Source organism: Pseudomonas sp. MWU13-2862 (assembly GCF_023242495.1).
Classification (GTDB): Bacteria; Pseudomonadota; Gammaproteobacteria; order Pseudomonadales; family Pseudomonadaceae; genus Aquipseudomonas; species Aquipseudomonas gingeri_D.
This window is the reverse complement of the sequence record NZ_JALMEZ010000005.1, coordinates 403693-418472: the sequence shown is the minus strand read 5'-3', so window position 1 is coordinate 418472 and position 14780 is coordinate 403693. Positions and strand designations below refer to the sequence as shown.

At 62.9% G+C, this 14780-nt stretch carries 13 protein-coding genes and 1 pseudogene; all 14 read right to left on the bottom strand.

The window, feature by feature from the left end; all coding sequences use genetic code 11:
• Nucleotides 1-8: 8 nt before the first annotated feature.
• The 14 genes and pseudogenes from M5C56_RS12185 to M5C56_RS12120 all read right to left on the bottom strand — a co-directional run bounded on the left by M5C56_RS12185 (nt 9) and on the right by M5C56_RS12120 (nt 14780).
• Nucleotides 9-783: pseudogene (locus M5C56_RS12185) on the bottom strand (amino acid ABC transporter ATP-binding protein).
• 2 nt (nt 784-785) lie between these two features.
• The gene (locus M5C56_RS12180; RefSeq protein ID WP_103497464.1) at nt 786-1562 is read right to left on the bottom strand and encodes an amino acid ABC transporter permease; all 777 of its coding nucleotides are present in this window, start codon (nt 1560-1562) and stop codon (nt 786-788) included.
• A 12-nt stretch (nt 1563-1574) separates the two neighbouring features.
• Entirely contained in the window at nt 1575-2381 is an 807-nt protein-coding gene (locus M5C56_RS12175) for an ABC transporter substrate-binding protein (RefSeq protein WP_103497465.1), read from the bottom strand.
• Nucleotides 2382-2453: 72 nt separating this feature from the next.
• Nucleotides 2454-3122, bottom strand: a complete 669-nt coding sequence (locus tag M5C56_RS12170; RefSeq protein ID WP_103497466.1) for a GntR family transcriptional regulator — start codon at nt 3120-3122, stop codon at nt 2454-2456.
• Between the two features lie 214 nt (nt 3123-3336).
• Nucleotides 3337-3579 (bottom strand): DUF1652 domain-containing protein, encoded by a 243-nt coding sequence (locus tag M5C56_RS12165; RefSeq protein ID WP_103497467.1) that lies wholly within the window; start codon nt 3577-3579, stop codon nt 3337-3339.
• Nucleotides 3580-3720: 141 nt separating this feature from the next.
• On the bottom strand, nt 3721-5202 hold the full coding sequence (locus tag M5C56_RS12160) for a helix-turn-helix transcriptional regulator (protein WP_103497468.1): 1482 nt from the start codon (nt 5200-5202) through the stop codon (nt 3721-3723).
• 82 nt (nt 5203-5284) lie between these two features.
• A complete protein-coding gene (locus tag M5C56_RS12155; protein ID WP_103497469.1) occupies nt 5285-6007 on the bottom strand; it encodes a dienelactone hydrolase family protein in 723 nt (240 codons plus the stop codon).
• A 67-nt stretch (nt 6008-6074) separates the two neighbouring features.
• Nucleotides 6075-7112 (bottom strand): purine nucleoside permease, encoded by a 1038-nt coding sequence (locus M5C56_RS12150; RefSeq protein WP_103497470.1) that lies wholly within the window; start codon nt 7110-7112, stop codon nt 6075-6077.
• A 23-nt stretch (nt 7113-7135) separates the two neighbouring features.
• Nucleotides 7136-8116: a nucleoside-specific channel-forming protein Tsx gene (locus tag M5C56_RS12145; RefSeq protein ID WP_103497471.1), complete on the bottom strand. Its 981-nt coding sequence runs from the start codon at nt 8114-8116 to the stop codon at nt 7136-7138.
• A gap of 223 nt (nt 8117-8339) precedes the next feature.
• Nucleotides 8340-8570, bottom strand: coding sequence for a hypothetical protein (locus M5C56_RS12140; protein ID WP_103497472.1), 231 nt, complete (start codon nt 8568-8570; stop codon nt 8340-8342).
• Between the two features lie 111 nt (nt 8571-8681).
• On the bottom strand, nt 8682-10856 hold the full coding sequence (locus M5C56_RS12135) for a hypothetical protein (protein WP_103497473.1): 2175 nt from the start codon (nt 10854-10856) through the stop codon (nt 8682-8684).
• Nucleotides 10843-12045 carry a DUF3142 domain-containing protein gene (locus M5C56_RS12130; protein WP_103497474.1) on the bottom strand — a complete coding sequence of 401 codons (1203 nt, stop codon included), beginning with the start codon at nt 12043-12045 and terminating at the stop codon, nt 10843-10845. The genes M5C56_RS12135 and M5C56_RS12130 overlap by 14 nt, the downstream gene beginning before the upstream one ends.
• Before the next feature lie 63 nt (nt 12046-12108).
• On the bottom strand, nt 12109-13155 hold the full coding sequence (locus tag M5C56_RS12125) for a phytoene/squalene synthase family protein (protein WP_103497475.1): 1047 nt from the start codon (nt 13153-13155) through the stop codon (nt 12109-12111).
• 182 nt (nt 13156-13337) lie between these two features.
• Complete coding sequence (locus tag M5C56_RS12120) at nt 13338-14780, bottom strand: efflux transporter outer membrane subunit (protein WP_247263117.1); 1443 nt, start codon at nt 14778-14780, stop codon at nt 13338-13340.

The window sequence follows — 14780 nt, the reverse complement described above, 5'->3', positions numbered from 1 at the left end:
GGTTGGTTTCACAACACACGGCTGAGAAAAGCTTGGGTACGCGGATGCGCGGGCCGACTGAAAATCTGCTCCGGTGGCCCCTGCTCGATCAGTTCGCCCTGGTCGAGGACCACCACGCGGTCGGCGACTTCCCGGGCAAAGCCCATTTCGTGGGTCACCACCACCATGGTCATGCCCTCCTCGGCCAACTGCTTCATCACCTGCAACACCTCGCCGACGGTTTCCGGGTCGAGGGCGCTGGTGGGCTCGTCGAACAGCATGGCCTGGGGCTTCATCGCCAGGGCCCGGGCGATCGCCACCCGCTGCTGCTGACCGCCGGAAAGCATCGAGGGGTAATGCCCCGCCTTGTCCGCCAGGCCGACCCGGGCGAGCAAGGCCCGCGCCTGCTCCAGCGCCTCGGCCCGCGACATGCCGAGCACCTGGATCGGTGCCTCGATGATATTTTCCAGGGCGGTCATATGGGGGAACAGGTTGAAACGCTGGAAGACCATGCCGATATCCCGGCGCTGACGGGCGATATTGCGTTCGGAGTCACGCACCAGGCTGCCGTCGGCACGGGTAACCCATGGCCCGGCCGTTGACGCGAATACGCCCACCCTGGATATCTTCCAGCAGGTTGATGCAGCGGATGAAGGTGGTCTTGCCCGAGCCCGAGGCGCCGATCAGCACCACCACTTCACCGCGGCGTACCTGCAGGGAAATGCCCTTGAGGATCTGCAAGTCGCCAAAGGACTTTTGAATGTCCAGGGCTTCGATGATCAGTTCTTCGCTCTTGTGCGCCATGTTCAACGCCCCCTCAGCAGTTTAAAGGCACTGCGACCAAACATCCGGCTGGAGGCCGGCGGCGGTGACGACGGCCGGTCCGACTGACCGAAGCGTGCTTCGAGCCAGCGCTGGAAGAAGCCCCACAGTGTAGTGAGCAACAGGAAATAGATCGCCACCACCAGGTACAGTTCGAACACCCGGAAGGTCGCCGAGGTCACCATCTGTGTACTCAGCAACAACTCCTGCACCCCGATCACACTGACCAGCGTGGTGTTCTTGAGCATCACGTTGAACTCGTTGCCCAGCGCCGGCACGATCACCCGGAAGGCCTGGGGCAGGACGATGCGCCGCATCAGTTTGCCGAAGGTCATGCCCAGCGAACGTCCGGCCTCGTACTGGCCCTTGTCCACCGCACCGATCCCGGCGCGGATGATCTCGGCCATATAGGCGCCTTCGTTCAGGCCCAGGGCGATGATCGCCGCCTGGATATTGCCCGGTATCACCAGGCCGAACAGTTCCACGTCCTCGAAACGGAAGATCCCGCCGGCCGCCAGCGCGGTGTAGAGAAAGACGATCTGCACCAGCAACGGCGTGCCGCGCATCAGCCACACGTAGAAACGTACCGGCAGGTGCAGCAAGGGATTGCGTGACAGCCGCAGCAATGCCGCGGCCAGCCCGAGTACACAGCCCAGCGACATCGCCAGCACGCTGATCAGGCAGGTCAGCCAGAGCCCGGTGAGGTAGACCCCGCTGGGCTGCAACAGGTACTGCCAGAACACTTGCCAATTGAAGTTCATCGGGCGCCCGCCTCAGTCGAGTGTGTCGCTGGCGACATGCCATTTGCCCAGCAGTTGGGCATAGCTGCCATCACTGCGCATATCAGTGACGATCTGCTGCACGGCCTTGCCCAGTTGCGGATCGTCCTTGCGAATCCCCAGGCCAGTGAGAATCCGGCTGAAGGCCGGCACGCCCTCTTCGAACAGATCGGGGGCCATGGCGGCGTAGTAACCGGCGGTTTCCACGGTGGTGCCGTAGGCGTCGACCTGGCTGATACGCAGGGCCTGGAAGGCATCGGTGTCGGTGTTGTAGACCACCAGCTTCATCGGCGTCTTGCCGGCCTTGGCCAGGGTGTCGTTTTCGGCGTCGAGCAGGGTCTTGATGGTCGAGCCGTTGAGCACCGCCACCTTGTGCCCCGAGAGATCGTCCAGGGCCTTGATGTGCTTGGGATTGCCCTTGGGCACCACCACCGACTGGCTGGAATACATGTAGTTGACGATGTCGATCACTTCCCGCCGTTCGGGCTTGTCGAACAGTTGGTCGACGATCATGTCGCATTGTTGCGCCAGCAGCGCCGGCAGCAGCCCGGAGAAGGGAATGACCCGCCATTGCACCGTCTTGTTATCCAGCCGTTTGGCAATTTCCAGACCCAGGTCGACGGTCAGGCCCCTGGGCTTCTGGGCCTCGTCGAACGACACCAGCGGGGGTGAATCCATGCCCGAGCAATAGGTCAGTTTTGCGACCTTCTGCAAACGCTCCGGCACCTGGGGCGCGGCGACCGCCCCCTGCACCAGCAGCACCAAGGATACAGCGGCAAACAACACGCGAGGTTTATGCATGACCAGACACTCCTGTTCGTTGATAACGGGGCAGTTCTCAAAGTCAAGACACAGCCGGGCTTGAGCCCGGTTCTATTTTTTCGTTTGCAGAAAATCGATCAGCGCCGGCACCGTGCCCTCGATGTGCTGGCGCACCACGGCCTCGGCGTGCGCGGCATTGCCCGCGCGAATCGCGTCGAGGATCACCGCGTGTTCCTGGCGTGCGCTCAAGGGCTTTTCGCTGTGTTGCAACCACAGGCGCATCGGCGCCTCGATCAGTGAATAGAGGGCCGATATCTGCTTCATCAGCCGTGGCCGGCCGCTGAGGCTGCACAGGTATTCATGGAAGGCCCGATGCCGGCTGACCCACTCGGCGCTTTCGTCGCGGTAGTCGTCCATCTCGTCGAGCATCCGTTCCAGGGCCGCCAACTGGCGTTCGCCGATCTTCGGCACGGCCACGCGGATCGCCAGGCCTTCGAGGGCACTGCGCATATCGAAGACTTCCTGCAGCTCGTCGAACTCCAGGCCGCTGACAATCGCCCCGCGATTGGGCCGCAGGGTCACCAGGCCCTGGGCGTCCAGGCGACGAAAGGCCTCGCGCACCGGCATGCGGCTCATGCCGATCTCGCCGGCGATGTCCTCGGCGATCAGCCGGTCGCCTTTGCGGTAACGACCGCCACAGATAGCCTCCAGCAGAAAGGTATAAGCCTCCTCCTCGGCGGTCCGGGGCTGACGGTCAACGTAAGCGGGAGCGAATTGCATGGGAAGCACCTTTGTCTTTTTGTATCCAATTATCCATGAATACAAAAAAGCATAACGCGTGCCAGCTTCCTGAAAATGCATTCAAGGGTTTGATAGGAATAGGCTTTTGTCAGAAACAGGGCCATTCAGGAGGGAGTGGCGTAACGGCTGACTGCTACAAAAGCGCGCAGGGACGCGCCAAAGAGGTGAAGCAAAGTATCCGGTAACACCTCGGCTAGCGGGCGCCGGAAGCGCGCTCGACCTTGAGCGTATTGGACTCAAGTTCCTCGCGCAGTTCCTCAAGTAGCCGCAGTGCCCCTTCGCGCCGGTGCAACAGGTTCAGGGCTATGCCCGTGACCATCAGGTCGACCCGCCCGCTCTCGGGGTCATAGACCCTGACACTCAGCGACGCTTCGCCCAGCAGGCATTCACAGGCAAGGGGCGCAAAGCCGCTTTCGAGCAAGCTGCGTAATTCCATTAGAGAGAGCACACCGGTGAGTCCCGTACCTGGTTATTCGTCACGCGGGCGACCCACCCGCGCGTCAGGCAACCATGCTAAGAAAAACCGTGGAAGCTCTACACCCGTATATGCACTGGTGGCACTGGTGCATTTGCACCCTCAACGCCTGGTGACAAACAAGCCACGTTCGCGCGCCCAGACAATCGCCTCGCTGCGGCTGTGCACGTCGAGCTTGGAGTACACCGTGGCTACGTGATTGCGTACGGTATTGAGGGCCAGTTCGAGCCGTGCGGCGATTTCCTTGTCCGCCAGGCCCTCGCAGATCAGGCCCAGCACATCGCGTTCGCGCGGCGTCAGGTCGGCGAGGGAAAAGCCCGGCAGGTTGGACGCACTGACACTTTTCACCGTGGCGAGCTTTTCGATCAGCTTCTGGCTGAACCAGGAGGCGTCCTGCATCACCGCTTCGATGGCCGTCACCAGCTCCAGCTCCGAACGTTTGCGCTCGGTGATATTGGTCAGCACCAGCAGGTAACAGGGCGCATCCTGGATCAGCACGGTGTCGGCCGACAGCACGCAATCGATGGGCTCACCGTTTTTCTGGCGGATCCGGAGGTCCAGGCCCTCCAGGCGGCCGGTTTTTTCCAGGGCCACGAACAGTCGTTCGCACAACACCCCATCCTCGATAAACCCCACGGCCTGGACACTGTGCCCAAGCAATTCTTCGGCGGCATAACCGGTGATGTTCAGGAAGGCTTCATTGGCGTCCATCAGTTGCTGGTTGTCCGCACTGCAGAGCAGGGTCGGTACCGGTGTCAGGCGAAAGGCCTTGGCAAAACGCTCCTCGCTCTGGCGCAAGGCGATTTCGATCTTGCGTCGCGGCTCCAGGTCCATAAAGGAAAACAGCATGCAGTTGTCCTCGTGGATATCCAGGGGCTGGCCGGCGACGATCACCAGTTTGCTGCCACCGTCCGCCAGCCTGATCTCCGCCTGCATCTGCGCAATGGTGGCGCCCTCCCCCAGGCGCTGGATGGCCAGGTCCCGGCGCTCGGCGTTTTCGAGCACATCCAGTTCGTAGACCGAGCGACCGATGACCTGTTCGCGGCTGTAGCCGGTCATCTCCAGGAAGCCCTGGTTGACCTTGACGTAGCGCAGGTCGCTGAGCCGACAGATCACCGCCGGTGCCGGGTTGGCACTGAAGGCTTTCTCGAAGCGCTGTTCGGCACTGGCCCAGTCGGTGGCGTTGCTGATGATCAGCACCAGGGACTCGGGGTCGCCGGCGCGATTGGTCAGGATCATGCTGCTGATACGCAGCACGCACAGGGGCGTCTGCTCATCGGCCTGGACACTCATCTCGACCACCACATCGTCAAAGGTCTCGCCATTGGCAACCCGGACGATGGGGTATTGGTCGGCGCTCAGGGGATGATTGTTGCGATAACGCAGGTTGAAGCGTTCCTGATACTGCTCGGCATTGGCGCCCAGTTCGCTGAGCTGGCTGACGCCATGCATGGCCAGTGCGGCATCGTTGGCCCAGAGAATGCTCTGGTCGACCTCGATCAGGATCACGCCTTCGGACAGGCCGGCGATGATCTGCTGCAACTGGCGGCGGTTGGTTTCGGTCGCGAGGACATCCTGGCTCATCGTTTATCCCAAGTGGCCCGGTTAGGTCAAACATCTGACCCCCGAGCAACGCGCAAGTGCAATTGGAAAAACGTCGGGCCGGTCAGTGTTGCAACGAAGCACTGATCCAGTTTTTCAGATCCTCGACTTCCGTGGCGCTGATGGTGTGGCCGACGCCGGGATAGGAGTGAAACTGCGGCTCGATGGACAGGCCCTTCAGCACGCCCAGGGCCTCGGTCGCCCCGGCATAAGGCACCTGCGGATCGGCGGTGCCGTGACCGATAAAGACCTTCAACCCAGAGTACTTCGCCCCGCCCTTGAGTTCCGAACGCAACGCCGGCAACACCCGGCCGCTGAGGGAGGCGATACCGCGCAGGACCTCGGGATGCCGCAGCGCAACCTCATAAGTCATCATCGCGCCCTGGCTGAAACCCACCAGGAACACCTTGTCGGGCTGGGTGTGGTATTTCTCCGTGACCCGGGTGACAAAGTCGGTGATGGCCGCGGCGCTCTGCAGCAGGTCGCCGCTGTCGCCGTCGTACTGGGCCTCCCCGACCTTCTTGTGGAACCACTGGTAGGCGCCCAGGTCCAGCTCCAGGCGGCCGCGCACCGACAGCACGGTGTAGTTGGCCGGCAGGTCGTCCTTGATGCCGAACAGATCGTCTTCGTTGCTGCCGTAACCATGCAGGAAAATCACCAACGGCTGATCGTGGGTATCGGCATTGGCCTGGGCCTGGTAGGTCAACGGCATATCGGCGAGCAGTTCGGCCTGTGCCGTCGACGCGGTGCAGGCCAGCAACAAGGCCAGGGCCAGGGGTTTGAGCATGGTCGGGGTTCTCCGGGCGATCGGTGGGCGCCCAGCTTAGCACTGGCGGCGCGCCCCACCGAATCACTCAGTTCTCGGGAACGCCCTGCTCCCAGGCTTTCCAGTTGCCGAGGATCGCCTGCACCAACGGGTTACCCGCGCGGTACAGGTTTTCCAGGGCCGGGACAAAACCGCCCTGGTCGGCATACTTGAGCAGGTTGTCGACTTCGCTGTAGCCCGGATACGGCCGGTCGAAATCCGAACCGGCACGGACCACGGCCAGGCGATTGATATCCACCCGCCCGGCCTTGCTCGCGCGGAGCAAGGCTTCGTAGGTGGAGTTATCTTCCTGCTGGGTGGTGCAGTAGACGCCCTTGTTGTCCGTCAGCAAGCGGGTCCAGACCTCGGCCCGTTCACTCAGGCGTGTCCCGGAGAACCAGGTGTTGCCCGCCAGGGTGTCGCAGCGGGTCACGACCGGCGGCTGGTTGGCTGGCGCATAAGGGTATTTGACCCGCCAGGCCGCGGATTCCTTGCTCTCGCTCAAGCTCACCTGATGCGACAGGGCAAACGCCTTGGCCTGCAGCTTGGGGTTGAGTTCGAAGACTTCGGTCTTGTAGTCCAGCGGCGGCTTCTCGTTCGGCCCGCGGGTGTTGATGCCGATGTAGCCGGTGGGCCAGTCTTTCGGCGCATCCCGCGCGTCCAGTTCCCACTGGGTGCCGAACTCCACCAGGTAGTGGGCCCAGGCCGCGGTGCCGATGGTGCCTTGATGGGGGTTGATCCCGGCAATACCGACAATCAGGAAGTACGACTGGCGCAGGTCGAACTGCGGCGACAACGCCAGGGCCAGGGTCGAGGCGGCGGCGTTGGTCTGGCCCATGCCGGTCACCAGCAGGCAGGTGTCCTGGTCATTGCAGCGAATGTTCGGGTACTCGGCGCTGAGGCCCGGCACCGGGATTTCATGCTTGAGGGCCAGGCGATCGATCCAGGTCTGCGCTTCCGGCGCGAACATGGTGATCAACATGACCTTGGGCTTGATCGGTGCCGTCGGTGCGGCCCAGGCCAGCTGTCCGGCCAGGCTGCCGAGCAGCAGGCCAGCGATAAGGGTGTGACGAGTCACAGTACGCATGAACGCTCCTATTAACGAGGGTTTCAGAATTGGTAGCCGACGCCGGCGTAATAACCCCAGCCGTTGGAACGGGCGCGGAAATCGTCGTCGCCGAAATTCAGCTGACTGCCGTCGCGCCAGTTGCCGCCGTTGTGGAAATAGCGTCCCACCAGGGTAAAACGCAAATGTGTAAAGGAATACAGCAGCACGTTGGTCGCCACCGTGGCATTGGCGGTACGCGCCGGATCGGTCTTGTGCAGGTCGGAGCCGAAATCGAAGTTGGTAAAGCCGATATAGGTCAGCGACGCGCCATTGCCGAAGTGGTCGATGGGCACGATGTACTTGAGCTGGGCGCGGTAGCCGTCCCACGAATACTCGTTGTTCGCGCCGTAGTTCTCCCACTGGTAGCGCCCGTAGAAGTTGGCCGACAGATTGACCCGCGAATGGGTGTCGATATCGGTGCCCAGGCCGCTGTAGAGGGTATTGGCGCGGTTGGCGGTGCGGCTGCCGTGATCGTAGATCCAGTCGAAGGCCACATACCACTCCTTGAACGGGCCGATCGCCAGGCTGCGGCCGCTGAGGGCGTCGATGGAGATGCGTGGTTCGTGCTCCATGAACACCGGCGAGCCGTGGTCCCAGGCGCCCTGGTCATGGCTGTTGCCAATGCCGAAGACCTTCGGGATATCGACATAGCCGTAAAGTTCGAACGGGCCCTTACGACCGAAGTATTCGTATTCCAGGTAGACGTCATCGGCCGGACGAGGCCCGAAACTGATGTCCTTGCTGCCGATCACGGTCAGGTCCTGGTTGAACCAGTCGGACAGGTAGGCGCCCTGCTTCGCCGCAGGTCCTGCATCGGGGCTCAGTGCTTCGCCCTGGGCGGACTCATCGACAGGGGCCGATTGGGCCTGGGCTTCGCCATGGGTCAGCAGCGTCAGGCTGCCGAACAGCAGGGATAAAGCAAGACGGGTAAAACGCGGGGATGGCACGGCGTGCCGGAGCAGCGGCTGGAACAAGACGGACATTGAAACTCCCTGTTTTTATGGTGCTCGGTGGAAACGGCCAGGCGTACCGTCCTCCGATGGTGCGGCACTCCCTGGCCTCACCCACAACCTTACATATAGCGGTAACAAGCGCCTACAAAATATTGAAATATATGGAAATGAAATGTCAAAACTGTCGATTGGGTCAGGGAATTCGGGGGCAAATGCTGGATTGCTATCGTCAGCAATCCAGCCCCCACAGGGATCAAAGCGCCTGGAGACGCTCGACGATCTGGTTCTTCACTTTCAGTCGCCGTTCCTTCAGCGTTCGCAACGGATCATCCGCCGCCTGGGCCGACTCGGCCGCCAGCACTTCCTTGTCGATATCGTCGTATTGATCAAGCAGTTGGTTGAGCCTGGGGTCCTTGCTCCTGTGTTGCGCCAGCGCCTCTTTGTTCAACTTCAGGTCCGCGAGCAAATCGTGCTTGACCGGCATATCGTCACCTCTTGGTTCTGTGGGCAATACATGAAGTTCCAGAGCCGCCCCTTCATGAAAGGTTCAAGGCGATGCATCCCTAAGCAATAGCACGCCCTGGCCCTCCTTGCCTCAAAGCTTCGCTTTACGCCGACGTACCCACAGTGTCGCCAACCCGGCCAATAGCGCCAGGACGCCTGCGATCAGCGCCACCTTGTAAGGCCGCAACGCCGAGCGTGCGGCGTTCAACGGCTCGGTCAGATAACGCTTGTTGGCCTGGTCGAAGTTCGGCTCCTGGCATTGCTGGCCGAAATTCGTCGCCCAGCTCACATACGGACCCTGCTCGACATAACGCTGGTAGAACTGGATTTCCTCGTCGCTCCCGGCGACCCAGCTCGCCGCCTTGCACAGCACGGCGGCGAAAGCCTGGCTGCTATGGGGTAACTGGTCGGCGGCCTGGCTGGCCAGGTCCGCCGCGACCCAACGATAGTGATAACGCCGGTCGGGCTTGGCCACGGTGGCCTGTTGTCGCTGGATTTCCGCGGTTTCGAGAAACGCTGCCGGTTGCAACGCAGGTGTGTCCAGGGCGTAGTAACCGTCCAGGGTGCGGTAATCCGGCGCCATCTCGTAGCCGAGGATTTCCATACCCGACTTTCGCGCTATGGTAGCCGCGGCAAACAACGACTCGGCGCGCCCAGTGGCGGTCCAACGCGACACCGCTTGTTGGCGGTCACGGCCATAATCCCGCGCTGTCGCCTGTAATTCGGGGCTGTCGAAGTACTTCGGTGCCTCATCGTAGCGCCCCTCGCGCAGCAGGCGTCGGGCCAGCAATTCACGCAGTTGCGCAGCCACCGGGCGGCGCACGTAATTCTCCTTGTCCTCGGGCTTTGCCGCCGGCGCCGCAGGCACATGGGCATCGACATAGGTTTTCAGCTCGTCGGTCGTCAGCACCCGCTCGGCCACGGTCGCGGCATCTTGCCAATAGATGTCCTGGCTGCGGTAGAGCTGGTCGAACGCTTGCAGGTAGTCGCCACGGTCCAGTGCCAGGATCGCACTTTCACCCTCGACCCGGCAGCCGGGCTGGACGGTCTCGAAGCTCCAGTCCGGCGCCCGCCGCGTGCCCCAGGCTTCATCCTTGGGAAAGGCCTTGGCCGCCTTGGCATAAGCGCTGGCGGCCTGGACCTTGTCGCCGTCGCGCAGGGCCAGCTTGGCCCGCACCCACCACGCCATACCACCGTCTCCGGCGTGTTCGACAAAGGCCTTGGCTCCCGCGTAGTCACCCTTCTGGTAGCTCAGCGCGGCCAGGCGATCAGCGTTGTCCAGACTACCGGCGGCACTGGCCAGCAGTAACTTGGACAGTCGCAGGTCCTGCTCCGGCTGTTCATCGAAGGCCCCGCCAACACGGCTCAACGCATAGGCGGTCAACAGCTCCTGGACGTTTTCCTCCTTGAGCAAGGTACGCAGCTCATCATCCGGCAACCCCGCCAGTTCGCCGGCGATCTGCTTGAGCGAGGTGTAGCCACTGTTGGAACCCAGCCGGCTCTGGCTGGCGTATAGCGCAATGGCGCGGTTCCAGTCATTGTCGAGCCTGACCAGCCTGGCTTCCTCACCCAGACTGGCAATCCCCAGCTCCAGCGGATCGCTGAAATCCCCGGCGCTCAGGTCCCGGGTCTGCTGGAACGCGAGCCGGGCCTGGGCCTGCAGCTCAATGCTGGTGGCGGCCGGAGCGCTGGCGTTATCCGCCGGGGTATCGACACCCGCCTCGGCCTGGACACTCAGGGCGACCAAGGCCCGCCCGAGGGAATACGCGGCCCAGGTGCTGCGCAGCTTGCGTTGGTCGGCCGGCAAGGCCAGGACCTGGCGGAAGTACTCCACCGCCCGCTGCGCATCACCGGCCTGGAAGGCCACGGCACCGGCGATATACAGCCGCAACTCGGCCGGCAGGCTGGCGCCCTGGGTTTCGACCTGCTGCGGATCTTGCAGGCCGCGCAAGCGCGTCACCTCGGCCCGCAGGTTTTCCGGCAGTTCGCTGGCTTCCACCTTATCCCGTTGCTCGCGATAGGGCTTGCTGTTGTCATCGCTGTCCCAGTACGGCGTCAGCGTCGCCTCGGTCGCCGGTTTCAGGCCGGCAACGGCTTCGCCGAGACGGTCGACCTCGAAGGCGAAGTTGGTTTCCGGCAGATCGGCCAGGGACTGGGCGCGATCATTCAGCAGACGCAAGGGGAAGTCCGGACCGCAGGCCAATGCCGATAACGGCAGACTGAGGGACAGGCACAGCAGGTGCCGAGGCCAGTTACGGGTAGACATTCCACGCTCCTTGATCGATTCGGGTACAGCGCGCCCAGCCGAGCGCACGTTGGCCATCAGCGGCGATACGCGCGCTGGACTGGCGGGTAAAAATGAGCTGCTTCGAGGTTTGCTGCAAGGTATAGCCATTGATGCCGTCGACACCATCACATTGCTCGGCGTCGAGCACCACGCGCTCGGGTAGCGGCCGGTCGAGATTGCCGACATTGGCCAGGCGTATGTCGTAGAGGCCGTCGTGGGCCGACAGTTCAACCTGCCATTGACTTGAGAGCGCTTCGCCACGGGCCACCGCGCGCAGGGTCGCCAGGCTCCAGGCGCGGCGATCACCGGGCAGCGGCAGGCGAAACCAGATCAGCCCGGCCAGATGCGCCGGCGGCGTGGTCCGCAGTTGTTGGGCCAGGGTTGCCAGTTGCTGCGGATCGGCCAACAGTTCGCGGCGTTCGCCGCCACGGTTCAGCGCGACTTCGCCTTCGACCACGGGCCCGCCCTGGTCGTCCGGCAACAAGGCCACGCCATAGGCCGGCAGCGCCAGGTAAAACGGCTTGTCGCTGACCCGCCCCCAGCGCTCGGCCCAGTCCCTGGCTTGGCCAGGATTGAACAGCCCGAGCCTCGGGTTGCTCACGGCATGCACCTGCAACACGCTGCTGTCGACCGCCTGCAACAAGGCCGGTAACTGCGGGCTGTCGAGCCAGGCCGGCAAGGCGGTGATGCTCAGTTTCAATGAAGGAGGCAACAGGCCGCGCAGTTTGACCAGGAAATCGGTATAACCCGGCAGGCGTGCGCTACCGCTGTCATGGTCGATTTCCAGCCCGGCGGGCGCCACGCCGCCAGCCTGCCAATCGGCCAGCAGCGTCGAGATTTGCGTGCGCGCGAGGTCCAGATCCAGGGCCGGAAGCTGGCCGTCGAGGCGAACCACCGCGATCACCGGCCGGCCATCGGCCTTGAGTTGCGCCAGATCCACCCGCGCCCTGCTCCACCCGGCCTTGGGCTGGGCCTGCAGGGCCAGCACCCGCAAGGTCGAGAAGTCAGCCCGGCTCCGGGCCAGCGCCTGCTCATGGGCCGGGCGCCATTGGCGTTGCCAGATGTAGAGTTGTTGGTCGAGGGGCGTTGTCGGTGCGGGCTGGCAGCCGCTGAACAGCAAGAGCAGGCCGAGGGGCACTAGCCTGCGGGTAGAAAAAATCAAGGACATACGAACCCTTATCGAACACGGCGGGCCTGTTTTGCCGGCATCTTACCTCAACAGCGCGGCACTTCAGAGACGGGTCAACGGTAACGAACGGGTCGCCTGATCGAACAGCCCCCGCAAGCCAGCGTTGTCTCCACCCAGCGAGCGCAGAGTGCCGAGGGTTGTCATTGCCAGGCCGCGGGGCACTTTCACCTGCGACCCGGAATGAAAATCGGCACGTCGATGCAGGTTACGCAATGTCAGTATCGCCAGGCCAATGGAGTGCAGGCAGAAAAACCTCAAGCTGGCGCGCTCGGGTGCAATCAGCAGCGTGTAGTCCAAGGCTCGGCGCAGATGAGCGTGGGCAATGCCGATCAGTTCTGTCAGCGCCGGCCCATAGCCAGGTTGCGTACTCGTGTGCAACGACAACAAGCACACGCCATGTCGTGCAAACAGGTCCCGTGGCAGCCAACAAACGCCACGCTGCCGGTCTTCCCATTGGTCCTTGAGGATATTGGTCAATTGCAACCCCTCGCCAAACGACACGGCCAGTGACGCCATCCGCTCCTGATGAACCACCAGTTCCGGCGCGAAGTCGACGAACAATTCGGTGAACATTTCGCCCACCACGCCCGCAACGCAGTAACAGTAGCGTTTGAGCTCGGACAAGGTCTCCAGCCCCTGCAAACCAACGACCCGCTGGAAATCCCCCATGCCGAGGCACATCACCCGCAGGCACCGCACAATGGCCACCTGCTGCGGTTCGTCAAGGGTCCGCAGCACTTCCAGTACCCGTGGCAACTGACTCAACAGTGCTCTTTCCGCCGGCGAACTGGCCTCGGAAAGCAAAGGGCCCAGCTCATCACAGAACGGCTGGGCATCGATCTCACCGAGAACTGCCCGGATGTACGCCGCTTCATAATGCTGCTTGTCGGTAATCGACAGCGTCGGCTCGTCCTCGATGGTATCGGCGATCCGACAGAGCAGGTAGGCGGTGGTCATGGCCGTGTTCAACGGCGGCGGCAATTGCGGGATGGTGAGGGCAAAAGACCGAGACACCTGAGGGAAAATCGCCTCCTGATAACCGAGGGCGCTCTGCGGTGCCAATGCTCCGGTTGCTTGGGTAAAGGGCATGGTCAGGCTCGTTGAATAAAAGAAATCGCTTGCGGCGTGTGCATCTTAACGGCTGGAAAACACCGACAAGATACCGCCTTGCAACAGATTGTTATAACGAGCCAGCGCCCACCGCAAAAAATATTCACCGACACCGTCGTCGGAGTGGCCTCCCCCTGGGCAAACCGACAGGCCACGACGCCTCACTTACCGGTCAAATCGCCCCCTTGCCAACCACCGCCCAGGCTCTGGATCAAGCTGACGCTGCCCTGGGTCAACTGGCCCTGGGTGTCACGCAGACTCTGCTCGGTCTGCAACAGGATCAGTTGCTGGGTCAACACGCCTTGCAGGCTGACCGTGCCGGCCTTCTGCTGGGCCTGCTGGCTGCCGAACAATTGCTGGTTGCGCTGGTAGATCTGCTGGTAGGCCTGGGCCTGGATCTGCAGGTGATTGAGTACCGAGAGGTTGTCTTCGACGTTCTGCAAGGCGCTGAGCACCGTGCCGCGATAGTTGGCGACTTCCTCGTCATAGCTGGCTTCGGCCTCCTTGACCGCCGCCGAACGCGCACCGCCGTCGAACAGGGTTTCGGCCAGCGCCGGGCCGACGCTCCAGATCCGGTTCGGCAAGGAGAACAGGCCACCCAGGGCTCTGCCCGTGTAGCCGACCTGGGCCGTGAGGTCGAGATTGGGATAGAACGCCGCCTCGGCAACGCCGATTTTCCCATTGGCCGCGGCCACTGAACGTTCGGCGGCGACGACGTCCGGACGCCGTTGCAACAGCCCCGACGGCAGGCTCAGGGGGGTTGCCGGCAGGTTGAAGGCAAAGCTGTCGACCGGCGCCAGGCTGAACTGCGCCGGTGCCACACCCACCAGCACCGCCAGGGCATGCTCGAATTGCTCGCGTGAACGCTGCGAGGTCTGCAGGGCCGCCACTACCGTGGTCAGTTGGTCCTGGGCCACCAGCAACTGGTCGTTGGAGGCGGTGCCCTGGGTGTATTCGGTCTGGGTGATGTCCAGCAGTTGCTGATTGATCCGTTGTTGTTCGTTCAACAAGCGGATATCGATATCCAGTTGGCGGATGCCGAAATAGTTGCTGGCGACACTACCGCCGATGGACAGCCGGACTCCCGCCAACAGGGCATCGGAGGACTGGGCCGAGGCCTGGCTCGACTCGATGCCACGGCGTACCAGGCCCCACAGGTCCGGCTCCCAGCTGGCGCCGAGGGTGGCGCTGACACTCTGTTCGACCGAACCGCCCGAAGTGCTCGTGGTTGCCCCGCTGCTGCCGCTCTTGCCCACCCCGCGGGAACCGGACAGTCCGGCGGTCACCGTCGGCCAGAGCCCGGCCCGGCTGGAGGCGACTTGCGCTTGCGCCAGGCGATAAGCCGCCTCGGCGGCGACAATCGACTGGTTGGCCTTGGCCGCGCGGATCATCAGGTCGTTGAGGGCCGGATCGTGATAATCCAGCCACCACTGGCTGTCCAGCGCCCCCTGGGGATTGGCGGCCGCCCGCTGCCACTGCGCGCCTTCCTTGAAGGTCTGCGGCAGTTCGATCGGCGGTTTCTGGTAATCCGGCCCGACCATGCAGCCGCTGATGCTCAGGCTGAGCAGCAGGACCAGGCAGGGGGCGCGTCGACCCATCATCAT